Consider the following 12,890-nt stretch of genomic DNA (forward strand, 5'->3'; position numbering starts at 1 on the left):
CGTCAGGTGTCGCGCAGGCCGGACGGCATGGACGTGACACGGCTCCCCATCACTGAGGGTGTCTGACGGGCCGAGGCGCGGACAGTGCCGGACGACCTTCACCTTCGGGCCGAAGGTCCCTGCTCCTTCGCCGGCGACCTGCTCGCGGGGGAGCCGGCCGACAGGTGGGGCCGGAGACGGGGCTGCTCGTGGTGGGAGGCTAGGCGGCGTTCCGCCGCGGTGCGAGACTGATCGACATGGAAAGCGAGCACCGTCCGTTGATGCCGCAGATGCGGCTCGATGAGCTGCTGGCCGAGCTGCAGGTACGGCTCACGGCCGTGCTGGCCACCCGCGACCGGGTGCACGCGCTGCTCGAAGCCGTCGTGTCCGTGGGCAGCGACCTCGACCTGGAGACAGTGCTGCGCCGCATCGTGGAGACCGCGACCAAGCTGGTCGACGCCAGTTACGGCGCGCTCGGCGTGGTGGGGCTGGAGAGCACGCTCCTCCAGTTCATCCCGGTCGGGCTGAGCGAGGAGGAGATCGCCCGCATCGAGCACTGGCCGCACGGCCTCGGCCTGCTCGGATTGCTGATCAAGGACGCCCGGCCGCTGCGGCTGCGCCGCATCTCCGACCACCCCGAGTCGTACGGCTTCCCGCCCGGCCACCCGCCGATGGGTTCCTTCCTCGGCGTCCCGGTACGGGTGCGCGACGAGGTGTTCGGCAACCTCTACCTGACCGAGAAACGCGGCGGCGGCGACTTCGACGAAGAGGATGAGGCCATCGTGATCGCGCTGGCCACCGCGGCCGGCGTCGCCGTCGAGAACGCCCGCCTGTACGAGGAGTCGCGGCGGCGCGAGACCTGGCTGCAGGCCTCCTCGGAGATCACCACGAGCCTGCTGTCCGGCGCCGAGCCGGGTCAGGTGCTCACCGCGGTGGCCGCCCGCGCCCGCGAGATGAGCGACGCCGACCTGGTCCAGGTGCTGCTGCCGAATCCGGCGGGCGACTCGCTGCGGGTGGAGGTCGCCGAAGGAGACGGCGCGGAGGAAGTGCTGGGGACCGCCTTCGAGGTGTCGGCCACGCTCGCGGGCGACGTGTTCGCCCAGGGGGAGCCGATGTCCGACGCGGACCCGCAGAGCGCTCCCTACCCGGACTCGCCGTTGCAGCGGCTGGGTTACGGCCCTGGGCTCATGATCCCGCTGGGCACCCTGCCGCATGTGCATGGGGTGCTCGCACTGGCCAAGCGGAGCGGGCGGCTGCCGTTCAGCACCGCGGACCAGCAGATGCTGCATGCCTTCGCCGGTCAGGCGGCGATCGCGCTGGAACTGGCCGAGGCACGCCGGGACGCGGAGCGGCTCGGCCTGCTGGAGGACCGGGACCGGATCGCCAAGGACCTGCACGATGTGGTGATCCAGCGGTTGTTCGCGACCGCGATGACGTTCATGAGCACGGTGCGGCTGGTGGACCATCCGGAGGCGGCCAAACGGCTGCAGCGCGGCATCGACGAGCTGGATGAGACGATCCGGCAGATCCGCTCGTCCATCTTCGCCCTGCAGGTCTCTCATGACCAGGCCGCGGTCAGCCTGCGGGCGCAGATCGTGGATCTGGTGGAGGGCGCCGGCAGCCATCTGGGATTCATGCCGGGCCTGCGCATGGAAGGGCAGATCGACACGCTGGTGCCCGAACCCGTCGCCGAGCACCTGCTGGCCGTCCTGCGCGAGGCCCTGTCCAACGTGGTCCGCCACTCCCACGCCACCCGGGCCGCCGTCTCCGTCGAGGTGGCGAGCGACGGCCTCACCCTCACGGTCTCGGACAACGGCGTCGGCCTGAAGCAGAGCGGACGTCGGAGCGGTGTGCGCAACATCGAGGAACGGGCCGGCCGCCTCGGCGGAACCGCAGAGCTGGAGAGCCCGGGCCCGGAGGGAAAGGGCACGCGGCTGCGCTGGCACGTCCCGTTGTGAGGTCCGCTGCTCGACAACCCGCTGCTTGACGGAGCCGCTGCGGCCGGAGCACGTCAAGCCGCGCCTGCTGGGTCACCGGGGCACCACGCCCGGGCTGAACTTCTGTTTCGCGCACCTCAACCGGATCATCGCCGAGCGCGGCGGTGGCTGGACCTGGTCATGACAGCGGGACGCCGCGAGGAGCGCACTGGCCCGGTCGAGGTGGACCGGGCCAGTGCCGGCGACCTGTTCAACCTCTTCGGCGCAGAGGGCGCCGGCGTCCGCCGTTCAAGGCGGGACGAAGGTCCCTGTGCTGTAGGTCGTACGGCACTGCTCCTGAAAGGTCGCAGACGGTGTGCTTGTGGTGTGACGAGGACGACGAATCACCACTGAAAGGGGGCCATCATGGCCACCAGTGTCAACCGGCCCGCCGCACCGACCACTGTCTCCCCCGCGGCCAGGCGCCCGGTCGACTACGTCTGGGCGATCACCAGGATCTCGATCGGGTGGATCTTCCTGTGGGCGTTCCTGGACAAGACCTTCGGCTGGGGCTTCGCCACCCCTGCCAATCGTGCCTGGATCTCCGGCGGCAGCCCCACCACCGGCTTCCTCAAGGGCACCGGTGAGAACGCGCTCGGCGGCTTCTTCAGCTCGCTGGCCGGGCAGCCGTGGGTGGACTGGCTGTTCATGGGGGGCCTGCTCGGCGTCGGCCTGGCGCTGGTCCTGGGCGTCGGCACCCGGATCGCCGCGGTCGCCGGCAGCCTCATGCTGGTCCTCATGTGGGCGGCCGAACTGCCCCTGGACACCAACCCCTTCATGGACGACCACATCATCTACTCGATCGTCCTCATCGGCCTCGCCCTGGCCGGCGCGGGCACCACGCTCGGACTCGGCAACCTGCCGATCGTCCGGCGCACGCCCTGGCTGAAGTAGTGCCGACAACGCGCAACCGCCCGCCTCCGGCCAACGGGAGGCGGGTGTCCTGTTCGGTCGAACTCTGCCGGGGACGTCCGCGCTGACCTGTGGGTCGCAAAGTAGGTCCGAACAGCATCCGGCGATTTCGTTCAGACCTACTTTGCATATTCGGTGCCTGGGAGGTCGGGAACCTTGCCGTTCGCTGCCCGTCCGGGGGTTCATGCTGGCGCGTCCCGCCGAGCTGCAAAGTGGATCCGGAAGGCGCAAGCTTCGTCCGGGCGGGACACCCCGTGCTGGCCTGGTCTGTTCCAGCCCGGTGACACCATCTCCTTGGTGTGGTCGGGCGCGACCTTGGGCGGATCCACCCGTCGGAACCGAGGTGCCGGCCGCGATGGGCAGGTCCTGTTCGGGGGCCCGCTGGTGGTCGCCGCTTACGGAGGATCTGGGGGCGAAGCCGCTTGTTCATCGCCGTTGTTGTGGGTGCGTTGGGTGATGGTGCGTTCGAGACCGTCAAGGAGGGCGAGGAGGCCGAACTCCCGGGTGGTGGTGGTCGAGGGGATGGCCACGGTGGTGGCCAGCAGCGGGAAACGGCTGGCGTTGAGGAGTAGCAGGTCGCGCATGATGGGGGCGGCGCTGCCGTCCGTCCAGGTCTGAGTGCCTTGGGTGGCGGCCGGGTGGGTGGCGCGGATGTGGTGGGACACCATCATGACCGCGTCGAGCCGTTCGCGTTCGGTCAGGGGGGTGTCGGTGAGGGCGCTGAGGGCTGTTTCGGGCCATGCGGTCTCACGTGGTCCCATGACGCGGTCGCCCACGGTGATCGACGGCAGCCAGGGGTGGCGCCGCCAGGCGGCGGACAGTTCGCGGGCGTACTCCTCCAGCTTGGCCCGCCAGCCGGCCGCCCCGCTCAGGTCGGGGGGTGTGCCGACCGCCGCCTCGATCATGATGGCCATCAGCTCTGTCTTGCCGTTGACGTAGCGGTACAGGGCCATCTTGGTGAGGCCGAGCTCGGCGGCGATGCGGTGCATGGAGACCGCCTCCAGGCCCTCGGTATCGGCGACCTTGACGGCGGTGTCGGCCAGCCGGGCGAGGTCGAAAGCGGGCCGGGGGCCTCTGGTGCGCGGCTTCCGCAGGCCCCACAACAGTTCGGCCAGTGCCCTTGGATCTTCGTTGGCCGACATGTCGCCTCCCACTTGCCATCCGTCAAAACTGTCTCTAGCGTACACAGTGTTCGGGGGACACAGTTAATCTCCGAACTAGGGAGCGGCCGGTGGCCGAGGAGCCACGCCGTTGAAGACAAGGAGTGGGCCATGTCCAAATCAGTGCTCGACATGTCGATGTCCCTCGACGGGTACATCGCCGATCCCAACGACTTTCTCGGTGGCGACGATGGCGAGCGGCTGCACAAGTGGGCTGACTCGGACCAGCATCCCGAGCCGGTCAAGCAGTTCCAAGACGAATGGAACGGGGCTGGTGCGATCCTCGCGGGACGGCGGACCGCTGAGCTCATGGACCACTGGGGCGGCTCTCACGGCGGTCTGCCGATCTTCGTCCCCAGCCACCGGCCGCCCGGCCCGGCCGCCAGGTGGGGCTATCCGCTGGTGACCTACGTGAACGACGGGATCGAAAGCGCGATGGCGCAGGCGAAGGCCGCCGCCGGGGAACGGGACGTCCAGATTCGTGGCGGCGCGTACACGGTGCAGCAGGCCCTCCAGGCCGGAGTGCTGGATGAAGTGCAGATCCACCACATTCCAGTACTCCTGGGCGCAGGGCGCCGGTTGTTCGACGTCCTGCCGTCGGAGATCGAGTTGGAGATCATTCAGGTGATCGACACCCCAGAGGCCACCCACATCCGCTACCGCGTCCGCCGCTGAGCCGATCGGCCACGGATCGGGCTGGATGTACTGCCCAGGGACGTTGGTCGAGGTTGTGTGACGACACGGTGTGAATATAAAGAAGTGCGGCGCATGCCGGCCGCCGACCAAGGCATGGCGCGCCAAGAGGTGACGAACGGCAGGGCGGACGCCGAGGCGGGATGCCGGATATGGACCGCATCGGGCTCGTGCTCAACGCACGATCGCGACCGGGCACGGCGCATGCCGCAGCATGGCCGCCGCCACGGAGCCGAACCGTCCGTGCGGGCTCCCGACGACCACCAGGGTCGCGTCCGTGACTGCGGCGAGCGCCTCGCCTGCCGGTGACTGTGTCGTACGCGCCTCGATCATGACATTCGGCTGCTTCTCCCTCCACGGCCGGAGGGCCTGCGCCAGCCAGGTGTCGGCGGCGTCTCGGACGGCCATGGGGTCGAGCGCCGGGAACGCGATCCCTCCCCAGGCCACCGGAGGCTGGTGCCAGGCGTGCACCGCGAGCAGCGGAAGGCCGCGTACGCTCGCTTCCGCGCAGGCGAAGGCGAGCACCGCGTCGGCCTTGCCGTCGTCCGCCAGGCCCGCCACGATCGGCCCCTCGCGGGGCCTGCGAGGCAGCGGACCCCTGCCACGGACGACGATGACCGGGCACTGCGCGTGGGCCACGGCATGGGCTGCCACGGAGCCGATCACCGCTCGCGCCACGGCGCCCAGTCCACGCGAGCCGACCACGAGCAGCCCGGCATCGGCCGACAGCTCCTCCAGCCGTACGGTCGTCGAGCCCTCGTACAGATCAGGGCGCACGTCCAGTCCGGGGGAGCTGGCTCGTGCGCAGTCGGCGCCGTGCCACAGCACGTGCTCGGCCGCATGGCGCAGCGACTCACGGGCCGCCGGATCACCGTCGCCGTACGGCCATTGCCACGCGTGGCAGACGACGAGGGGCAGCTTTCGGAGCTCAGCCTCGTCCATCGCCCAGTCCAGGGCCTGCATCGAGTGGTCGGAGCCGTCGTAGCCGATCACCACGCCCCTTGTCCCGTTCACATGTCCACTCTTGGCAGACCACAGCGCCGTACGGGAGGCCACAACGGCCTGGTTCTGAGGCTTTGCCCTTTCGCGGTCAGAGCTTTGACCCGGACCTGGAGGGGGCCCAGTGATCAGGCGAGGATGGAGAACCGGTGGTCCAGGTCGAAGATCCTGAGCAGGCGGGCGACGCGTTCGGGGACACGGGACAGGTAGAGGTGCGCGCCGACGTCCCGGGCTCTGTCGTCGGCGCGGATGAGCGCCGTCAGTCCCGACACATCCATGAACGACACGTCGCCCAGGTCGACCTCGATGGTCGAGCTCGGGCCGTTCATCGTGCCGATAAGCAGGTCCTCCAGTGGTGGCGCCGTCGCGACGTCGACCTCTCCACAGACCGTGACCTTCGCCGTGCCGTTCACTGCCTGCTTGAAAAGCTCAAAGGGGCTTCTGTACGGGCCTGGATGGACAAACTTCCTCTTCATCTCCGCCTCCAGTCGAGTGCTGCCACGGGGCGCAGACCGTCTTACCGGATCACTCCATGCTGGCGCGTCTCCGACGGCCGCAGTAGGGCCGAAGGTCCCCGCCCATGGGTTCCCAAAGTCCTCGGGACCGGGGCTGACCAGGTCAGACGCAGGAGAGGCGAGAACGACCCCGACCAACGACCGCCACCACTCGGGACTTCCGGCCCTATGCCCTGCCTCCGCCCGGAGCTGTGATGAAAGCGACCGACAAGGAGGAGCGCGAGATTCCGGCGCGTCCCTCGCGTAGAAGCCGGAAAGGAGCTGACGGGCCATGCGCATGACCGCCGCCGACCTGATGACCAGCCCCGCTGTCACCATCTCCGCCGATGCCTCGGTGGTCGCGGCCGCTCGCCTCATGGATGCCCATGACGTCAAGAGGCTGGCGGTCGTCGACTACAACGGCCGCCTGCACCGGTAGCCATGTTCGTGCGCGAGGCCATGAGCAGCCCGGCCGTCACGGTCCGCGGTGCCGACCCGGTGCGGCGGGCCGTGCGGACGCTGTACGGCCATGACATCACCGCCGCTCCGGTGGTGGACGACGACGACCGCCTGGTCGGCGTGGTCAGCGAGCTGGACCTGCTGCGCGGCGAGTTCGACCCCGACCCCCGTGCCACCGCCCGTCCCAGATCGCCGTGGCCGTCGACGATGCGGCCCTCGGCGATGCGCCTCTCGGATTCTCGACTGCCTGGAGTTCGACGAGCGCCTGCGCTTCGTGGACGGCCTGGACGACGCCGCCTTCCTCGCCATGGACCTCGAATGGCTGGGAGCGCCGCGGCTGGCCGAGCTGTTCCTGCGCTGGTACGTCGAGTTCAGCGGCGATCCGGCGCCGACGGCGCTGTGGCACCACTACGTCGCCTACCGGGCGTTCGTCCGCGCCAAGGTCGCCTGCCTGCGCCACCGGCAAGGCGACATAGACGCCGAGTGGGAGGCACGGCGGCTGGCCGAGCTCGCGCTCCGCCATCTGCACGCGGGAGCCGTCACGCTGGTTCTGGTCGGCGGCCCACCCGCGAGCGGGAAAACGACGCTGGGCGGCGCGCTGGCCGACCGGCTCGGGTACACGCTGCTGCGCAGTGACCGCATCCGCTAAGGAACTGGCCGGTCTCGATCCGGCGCAGTCCGCGAGCGCGCCGTACCGGCAGGGCATCTACGACCCCTGCCACACCGCCCGCACCTACGCCGAACTGCTGTCACGCGCCGAACTCCTGCTCGCACAGGGCGAGCCGGTCGTCCTGGACGCATCCTGGAGCGAAGAGCGGCATCGTGCGACGGCCGCGGACGTGGCCGTCCGGACCTCCAGCGACATGGTCGCGCTCCTGTGCACCGTCCTGCCTCAGATCGCCTCCGCTCGGCTCGCCACCCGCCCGCCGGAGCTCTCCGACGCGGACGAAACCGTCGGCGCCGCCATGACCGCGGCCATGCCGCCGTGGGCGGGCGCGATCGAGATCGACACCAGCGCTTCCCCACAAGAGGCGCTGGCACGTGCGCTGGCCGCCGTCCACCCGCCTGAGCGGAACGTGTCGTGGCGTTTTCGGAGATCTCAGCTGGAACCCGACTGACCGGCGGGTCCGCGGTCGGGACTCTGCTCTACCCCCTCGAAGATCGCCGGCGGAGGGAGTCTGCCGTGGTCTTTGGCCCTGGCCGCGAGGGACTTATGGCCCTGGGACGGCAGGGCCGCGCAGGGTGCGATGGGAGAAAGGGAGGACTGGTCACCGGTGCGCACGGGCGCGGCGGAATACGCTCGGCGCTGCTCGGGTCGGTCAGCCACGGAGTGTTGCACCACGCCCGCTGTGCCGTGGCCGTGGTACGGAAGTGAAGGGTGCCAATCACGTGGCCGCTCACGGACAGCAGGCCTGAGGTGGGAGACATGCGGCAGCTCAGCGCGCTGGACGCGCAGTTCCTGAACTTCGAGACCGACACCAACATCGCCAACATCGGCGGGCTGGCCGTACTCGGCAAGGATCTGTCCCGGGAGAAGATCCAGCACAGGCTGGCGGAACGCATGGCCGCGGTGCCGCAGCTACGGCAGCGCCTGGTCCGCGTCCCCTTCGGCCTGGACCACCCGTACTGGGCCGACGACGGCGAGGTCGACCTGGACTATCACGTCCGGGAGCGCACCCTGCCGGCTCCGGGCGACGACGCGCAGCTGGGCGAGCAGGTGGCCCGCCTGCACGAGCGGCGACTGGACCGGGAACGTCCGCTCTGGGAGATGTACCTGATCCATGGCCTGTCCTGCGGCCGCTGCGGCATCTACACCAAGGTCCACCATGCCGCCGTGGACGGGCTGACGGGGGCGGAGGTGCTCGCCGCGCTCATGGATCCCGCCCCCGAAGCGGTCGCGCGCCGGCCCCAGGCCCCTCCAGCGCTCTGGCACATGCTGGCCAGGAGCGCCTGGCACCTCGCGGCGAACCCCATGCACCTCCTGCGGTTCGCGGGCGAGGCACTGCCGGTGCTGGACCAGCTCCCCGTGCTCTCCCGGCTGCCCGGCGCGAGCAGCCTGTCGCGGCTGACACGGCCCCACCCGCTGCCGGAGCTGCCGGAGTTCGCCGCGCCCCATACCCCGCTCAGCGGTCCGGTCTCGTCCCGGCGCCGCTACGCCTTCGCCGAGCTGCCGCTGAAGGAGATCAAGCGCGTCAAGAACGCCTTCGGCGTCACAGTGAACGACGTCGTGATGACACTGGTGGCCTCCGCACTGCGCCGCTGGCTGCTGGCCCATGCGGCGCTGCCGGAGGCGCCGCTGGTCGCGGGCGTGCCGTTCTCGGTGCGCGGACGGGCCGGCGCGAACGAGGGCAACCAGGTCACCATCATGATCACGCAGCTGCCCACGCAGGTGGACGACCCACGCCGGCGGCTCGAACTCGTCAGCGAGGCGATGCGGCAGATCAAGGAACGGTTCGCTCTGACGCCGGCTCGCCTGCTCAGCGACCTGAGCGCGAGCATGCCCGCCGCGCTGAACGGCCTGGCCGACCGCGCCGCGCTCGAACTGGTGGGACGGACGACGCCGCCCCTCAACGTGGTCGTCTCCAACATCCCCGGACCGCAGTTCCCGCTACGGATCGCCGGAGCCGGGCTGCTGGCGCACTACCCGGTGTCCGTGCTCACCGACGCGAGCGGCGGCCTCAACATCACGGCCTTCTCCTACAACGGCCGCCTCGACATCGGCCTCACCGCCTGCAGGAAGCTGGTCCCCGACGTGTGGGCCTTCCCCGGCTACCTGCACGAGGCTCTGGACGACCTCAAACCGGCTCCTCGAAGGCGGAAGGCGCCGCCGGGCCGTCGGCTGCGTGACACCGACCCTTCCGCGCACGCCGACGCTTAGCCGTCCGGGTTGAGGACCAACGTCACCCCCGATTCGGGACTTCGTCCCCGGGCGCGACGAGCGCGCTGTCGCGAAAGTGGAGGTGAGAGCGGACAGAGGAAAGGGAGGGCGTGATGGCAGGTCACATCGTGGTCGGTGTGGACGGGTCCACGCCGGCGACCGCGGCCGTGGAGTGGGCCGCCGCCGACGCGCAGCGCCGCGGCCTGGCCCTGCGGATCGTGCACGTGTGCCAGCAGTGGCCGCACAGCGAGAGCGCCGAGTACTGCGCCGGTGCGCTGGAGGCCGCCGCGGTTCGCGCCCGTGAGCTCACCAGGGATGTCAAGGTGACGACAGAGCTGCTCAGCGGCGACGTGATCGACGATCTGGTCGCGGAGTCGGCGTCGGCGGACAGCCTGGTGCTGGGCAGCAGAGGGCTCGGCGGGCTCGCCGGGATGGTGCTCGGGTCGGTCGGCACGGCCGTGGCCGGCCACGCCGCCGGACCGGTCGTCATCGTCCGGGCTCCCAGCCCGTTGCGGCACGACAGGGTCGTCGTCGGCTACGACGGTTCGGCGTGTTCCGAGGCCGCGATGGCCTACGCCGTCGAGCAGGCCAGAGCCCGTGGGGCCGGGCTGCACGTCATCTCCGCCTGGCAGCTTCCGGCGTTCTCGCCGTACGCCGTCGCCTACGGCAGCCTGATCGAGGATCTCATGCGGGAGGAGGCCCGCGCGGCGCGGGAGCGCGTCGTTCCCTGGCGCGAGAGGAACCCCGATCTCGTCATCACCGACGAGCAGCCGTGCGAGCACCCGGTCAAAGCACTGATCGACGCGGCCGGGACGGCCGACCTGCTCGTGGTGGGCTCGCGCGGCCTCGGCGGCTTCGCCTCGGCGCTGCTCGGCTCCGTCAGCCACGGCGTCCTGCACCACGTGGCCTGCCCGGTCGCCGTCGTGCGACCACGCGAGAAGGAGGAGTCATGACCATCGAGACCCTGACCGCCGAACAGGTCATGAGCCGTGTCCTGGTGGCCATCAAGCCGGACGAGTCACCGTTGATGGCCTGGGAGCTGATGCGCCGCGCCGACGTGCACCACCTGCCGGTCCTCGACGGACGGCACGTGCTGGGCATCCTGACCCGCGAGCAGGTGGCGGCGTCCTGGTCGGGCGGGCCGCAGGAGCAGTCCAGCCGCCAGGTCAGGACGCTGCTGCAAGGCGAGCGCAGGCCGGTGATCCGCCCGGACACCCCGCTGGCCCGGGTCGCGGCGGCGATGCTCGACGCCGGATGCGACGCCCTGCCGGTGGTCGACGCGGGCGGACTGATCGGCCTGGTCACGGCCCGTGACGTGCTGGCGGCCGTCGCCGGACGTGTCCGGTCTGCCCAGACGCCCGGTGAAGTGGTCACCGGGATGTTCCACCTCGAGCCCGTCCTGCCCCGGATGCCCTCGCCAAGAGGGGCGCGATGAAGGCGTCTGCTCCGTGAGCGCCCGGCGGGCTTCGGCCCGCCGGGCGCAGTCGTGCGGCACCCGCCGGTGGGACGGGTCAGAGACCGTGGATGCGGCGGCCGGTGATCTTGTGCGGGACGATGCGGATGTACAGCTGGCGCTCGCCGCCCGCCCATGGGGTGACGCCGGCGTGGGTCACCTTCTCCACCTCGTCCTCCGGTACGTGGTGGGCGGGGCCCTGGATGAGCACGCTCCAGCCGGCCCGCTGGGCCTCGTCGATCCGGTCCACCTGGAAGCCGATCTTGATCTCCACTCCTTGCAGGCCGGTGCGCAGGTCCTGGTCCATGGGGCCGCCCCGGGCCGTGCGGAAGACGACGGCGCCCTCGTGCAGCTTGTAGTTCACGGGCAGCACCGTGGGCCCGTCCGGGCCGTTGAACGCCACCCGGCCGATGCCGCCCGGCTCGACCAGCCGCAGGCACTCCTCGGGCTCGAGGACCTCCAGGACAGGATGGGCCGCGGCAGGACCGGGGCCGGGCGGGCGATCGCGCCCGCCGCCCAGCAGATCCTGGATGGTGGTCTCCAGAGCGGCGGCCAGGCGGGTCACCGTCCCCATGTCGGGCATGTCCAGATGGCTCTCCAGGTACTGGATGTATCCGCTGGACATGTCCGCCCGGTCGGCGACCTGTTCGACGGTGAGACCGAGCCGGTCTCGGTGATAGCTGATGCGACGGCCGAAGTCACCACTGCCGGTCATGGGTGCGTCCTTCCTTGGCTGCTGGTGCCCATGAAGCTACCCACGTGTTTCTCCAGCAGACAGGGCCCTTCGTCCCTGACGTGACCGACCTCCGGCCCTGCTGCGGACCGGGCCGGGCGCGGTCCGATGGAGGTGACGAAGGAGGCAATCATGATCATCGTAGGCGTGGACGGCTCCGTGGCCGCGCGAGCCGCGGTGGAGTGGGCGGCCCAGGACGCGTTCCGCATGCGGGTGCCGCTGCGGATCGTGCACGCCGTGGACCGCTCGCCGTACCAGATCGGCAAATACCCCAACTCCATCCTTCCGGACGTGCTGCTGCGAGAGGGACAGCGGATCCTGAACGAGGCGGAGGCGCTCGTGCGTGAGCGGCGGCCCGCCGTCGAGGTCACGACGGAGGACCTCGAGGGCGCGCCGGCCGAGGTCCTGCGCGAGCAGGCCAAGGACGCCACCGAGGTCGTGGTCGGCAGCCGCGGGCTCGGCGGTTTCGCCGGTGCGCTGCTGGGCCCCGTCAGCATGCACGTGGCCGGTCACGTGCGCTGTCCCGTCGTGGTCGTCCGGGCCGAACATCGGCCGGCGTACGGGGAGGTCGTGGTCGGCGTCGACGACTCGCCGGAGTGCGAGCCCGCGCTGGCCTACGCCTTCGAGCAGGCGAAGCTCCGGGGGAGCGCGCTGCGGGTGGTACACGCCTGGCAGCTGCCGGTGCATGCCTTCGCCACGGAGGCCTCCTACGACACGGACGAGGTACGTACGGCGCAGCATCAGGTCGTCCGCGACCGGACGGCGATCTTCAGCAGGGACTATCCGCAGGTGAAGCTGGTCGAGGACGTGCAGTCCGCGCACCCGGTCGACGCGCTCGCCGACGCGTCAGAACGAGCGGACCTGCTGGTGGTGGGCTCACACGGGCGCGGCGCCCTGAGCTCGGTGCTGCTCGGCTCGGTCAGCCGGAGCGTCCTGCACCACGTCCGCTGCCCGGTGGCGGTGGTGCGCGCGTGAGGGCCGCGCTACTTCCGGGGGCGTGCGATGAAGGTCGTGATGATGACCACGACAGCGAGGATCACGGAGATGACGACGATCGCGATCGGCAGATTCATGGCAGCGCTCCCGTGGAGTCCGACACCTCCAGTGCACGTCAGCCACCAGTGCCCCCGCCAGAGGCCAAGGTCCTGCATGCC

15 protein-coding genes and 2 pseudogenes are annotated in these 12,890 nt (G+C 70.4%); 13 read left to right on the forward strand and 4 right to left on the reverse strand.

What is annotated here, in order from left to right:
* Window positions 1-236: 236 nt before the first annotated feature.
* The 3 genes and pseudogenes from ABD830_RS28495 to ABD830_RS28505 all read left to right on the forward strand — a co-directional run bounded on the left by ABD830_RS28495 (window position 237) and on the right by ABD830_RS28505 (window position 2,849).
* Window positions 237-1,937: a sensor histidine kinase gene (locus ABD830_RS28495; RefSeq protein WP_344993803.1), complete on the forward strand. Its 1,701-nt coding sequence runs from the start codon at window positions 237-239 to the stop codon at window positions 1,935-1,937.
* Window positions 1,938-1,943: 6 nt separating this feature from the next.
* Window positions 1,944-2,076 (forward strand): annotated as a pseudogene (locus ABD830_RS28500) (phosphoketolase family protein); the annotation flags it as partial.
* Window positions 2,077-2,321: 245 nt separating this feature from the next.
* Window positions 2,322-2,849, forward strand: coding sequence for a hypothetical protein (locus tag ABD830_RS28505; protein WP_344993808.1), 528 nt, complete (start codon window positions 2,322-2,324; stop codon window positions 2,847-2,849).
* Window positions 2,850-3,262: 413 nt separating this feature from the next.
* On the opposite strand, the gene ABD830_RS28510 is transcribed toward ABD830_RS28505, so the two are convergent.
* Window positions 3,263-4,009 (reverse strand): TetR/AcrR family transcriptional regulator, encoded by a 747-nt coding sequence (locus ABD830_RS28510; protein WP_344993811.1) that lies wholly within the window; start codon window positions 4,007-4,009, stop codon window positions 3,263-3,265.
* 129 nt (window positions 4,010-4,138) lie between these two features.
* On the opposite strand from ABD830_RS28510, the gene ABD830_RS28515 reads away from it, so the two are divergent.
* Window positions 4,139-4,702, forward strand: a complete 564-nt coding sequence (locus tag ABD830_RS28515) for a dihydrofolate reductase family protein (protein WP_344993814.1) — start codon at window positions 4,139-4,141, stop codon at window positions 4,700-4,702.
* Window positions 4,703-4,894: 192 nt separating this feature from the next.
* Here the strand turns inward: ABD830_RS28515 and ABD830_RS28520 are convergent, their stop codons facing one another.
* Together ABD830_RS28520 and ABD830_RS28525 are read right to left on the reverse strand one after the other, a co-directional pair.
* Window positions 4,895-5,734: a universal stress protein gene (locus tag ABD830_RS28520; protein ID WP_344993818.1), complete on the reverse strand. Its 840-nt coding sequence runs from the start codon at window positions 5,732-5,734 to the stop codon at window positions 4,895-4,897.
* A gap of 113 nt (window positions 5,735-5,847) precedes the next feature.
* Complete coding sequence (locus ABD830_RS28525) at window positions 5,848-6,132, reverse strand: STAS domain-containing protein (RefSeq protein WP_344993820.1); 285 nt, start codon at window positions 6,130-6,132, stop codon at window positions 5,848-5,850.
* Window positions 6,133-6,505: 373 nt separating this feature from the next.
* Between ABD830_RS28525 and ABD830_RS28530 the strand changes: the two genes are divergently transcribed.
* The 8 genes and pseudogenes from ABD830_RS28530 to ABD830_RS28565 all read left to right on the forward strand — a co-directional run bounded on the left by ABD830_RS28530 (window position 6,506) and on the right by ABD830_RS28565 (window position 10,985).
* The gene (locus ABD830_RS28530) at window positions 6,506-6,652 is read left to right on the forward strand and encodes a CBS domain-containing protein (RefSeq protein ID WP_344993823.1); all 147 of its coding nucleotides are present in this window, start codon (window positions 6,506-6,508) and stop codon (window positions 6,650-6,652) included.
* 20 nt (window positions 6,653-6,672) lie between these two features.
* A pseudogene (locus ABD830_RS28535) lies at window positions 6,673-6,807 on the forward strand (CBS domain-containing protein); the annotation flags it as partial.
* A gap of 139 nt (window positions 6,808-6,946) precedes the next feature.
* A complete protein-coding gene (locus tag ABD830_RS28540) occupies window positions 6,947-7,321 on the forward strand; it encodes an AAA family ATPase (RefSeq protein ID WP_344996062.1) in 375 nt (124 codons plus the stop codon).
* A complete protein-coding gene (locus ABD830_RS28545; RefSeq protein ID WP_344993826.1) occupies window positions 7,305-7,790 on the forward strand; it encodes a P-loop nucleotide/nucleoside kinase family protein in 486 nt (161 codons plus the stop codon). Before ABD830_RS28540 ends, ABD830_RS28545 begins: the two co-directional genes overlap by 17 nt.
* 95 nt (window positions 7,791-7,885) lie before the next feature.
* Window positions 7,886-8,047, forward strand: a complete 162-nt coding sequence (locus ABD830_RS28550; protein WP_425567198.1) for a universal stress protein — start codon at window positions 7,886-7,888, stop codon at window positions 8,045-8,047.
* 51 nt (window positions 8,048-8,098) lie between these two features.
* On the forward strand, window positions 8,099-9,550 hold the full coding sequence (locus ABD830_RS28555) for a WS/DGAT/MGAT family O-acyltransferase (RefSeq protein ID WP_344993829.1): 1,452 nt from the start codon (window positions 8,099-8,101) through the stop codon (window positions 9,548-9,550).
* A gap of 113 nt (window positions 9,551-9,663) precedes the next feature.
* Entirely contained in the window at window positions 9,664-10,503 is an 840-nt protein-coding gene (locus ABD830_RS28560) for a universal stress protein (RefSeq protein ID WP_344993832.1), read from the forward strand.
* Entirely contained in the window at window positions 10,500-10,985 is a 486-nt protein-coding gene (locus ABD830_RS28565; RefSeq protein ID WP_344993835.1) for a CBS domain-containing protein, read from the forward strand. The genes ABD830_RS28560 and ABD830_RS28565 overlap by 4 nt, the downstream gene beginning before the upstream one ends.
* A 76-nt stretch (window positions 10,986-11,061) precedes the next feature.
* On the opposite strand, the gene ABD830_RS28570 is transcribed toward ABD830_RS28565, so the two are convergent.
* Complete coding sequence (locus ABD830_RS28570) at window positions 11,062-11,718, reverse strand: pyridoxamine 5'-phosphate oxidase family protein (protein ID WP_344993838.1); 657 nt, start codon at window positions 11,716-11,718, stop codon at window positions 11,062-11,064.
* Window positions 11,719-11,868: 150 nt separating this feature from the next.
* On the opposite strand from ABD830_RS28570, the gene ABD830_RS28575 reads away from it, so the two are divergent.
* Window positions 11,869-12,711, forward strand: a complete 843-nt coding sequence (locus tag ABD830_RS28575; protein ID WP_344993841.1) for a universal stress protein — start codon at window positions 11,869-11,871, stop codon at window positions 12,709-12,711.
* Window positions 12,712-12,890 lie beyond the last annotated feature (179 nt).

Origin of the sequence: Nonomuraea helvata (assembly GCF_039535785.1) — a bacterium.
In the GTDB taxonomy this organism is placed as follows: Bacteria; Actinomycetota; Actinomycetes; order Streptosporangiales; family Streptosporangiaceae; genus Nonomuraea; species Nonomuraea helvata.

Coding starts and splice junctions, on each gene's coding strand:
- ABD830_RS28495 (WP_344993803.1), top strand. CDS start 237: ATGGAAAGCGAGCACCGTCCGTTGATGCCGCAGATGCGGCTCGATGAG.
- ABD830_RS28510 (WP_344993811.1), bottom strand. CDS start 4,009: ATGTCGGCCAACGAAGATCCAAGGGCACTGGCCGAACTGTTGTGGGGC.
- ABD830_RS28570 (WP_344993838.1), bottom strand. CDS start 11,718: ATGACCGGCAGTGGTGACTTCGGCCGTCGCATCAGCTATCACCGAGAC.
- ABD830_RS28550 (WP_425567198.1), top strand. CDS start 7,886: ATGGCCCTGGGACGGCAGGGCCGCGCAGGGTGCGATGGGAGAAAGGGA.
- ABD830_RS28530 (WP_344993823.1), top strand. CDS start 6,506: ATGCGCATGACCGCCGCCGACCTGATGACCAGCCCCGCTGTCACCATC.
- ABD830_RS28555 (WP_344993829.1), top strand. CDS start 8,099: ATGCGGCAGCTCAGCGCGCTGGACGCGCAGTTCCTGAACTTCGAGACC.
- ABD830_RS28515 (WP_344993814.1), top strand. CDS start 4,139: ATGTCCAAATCAGTGCTCGACATGTCGATGTCCCTCGACGGGTACATC.
- ABD830_RS28575 (WP_344993841.1), top strand. CDS start 11,869: ATGATCATCGTAGGCGTGGACGGCTCCGTGGCCGCGCGAGCCGCGGTG.
- ABD830_RS28565 (WP_344993835.1), top strand. CDS start 10,500: ATGACCATCGAGACCCTGACCGCCGAACAGGTCATGAGCCGTGTCCTG.
- ABD830_RS28505 (WP_344993808.1), top strand. CDS start 2,322: ATGGCCACCAGTGTCAACCGGCCCGCCGCACCGACCACTGTCTCCCCC.
- ABD830_RS28560 (WP_344993832.1), top strand. CDS start 9,664: ATGGCAGGTCACATCGTGGTCGGTGTGGACGGGTCCACGCCGGCGACC.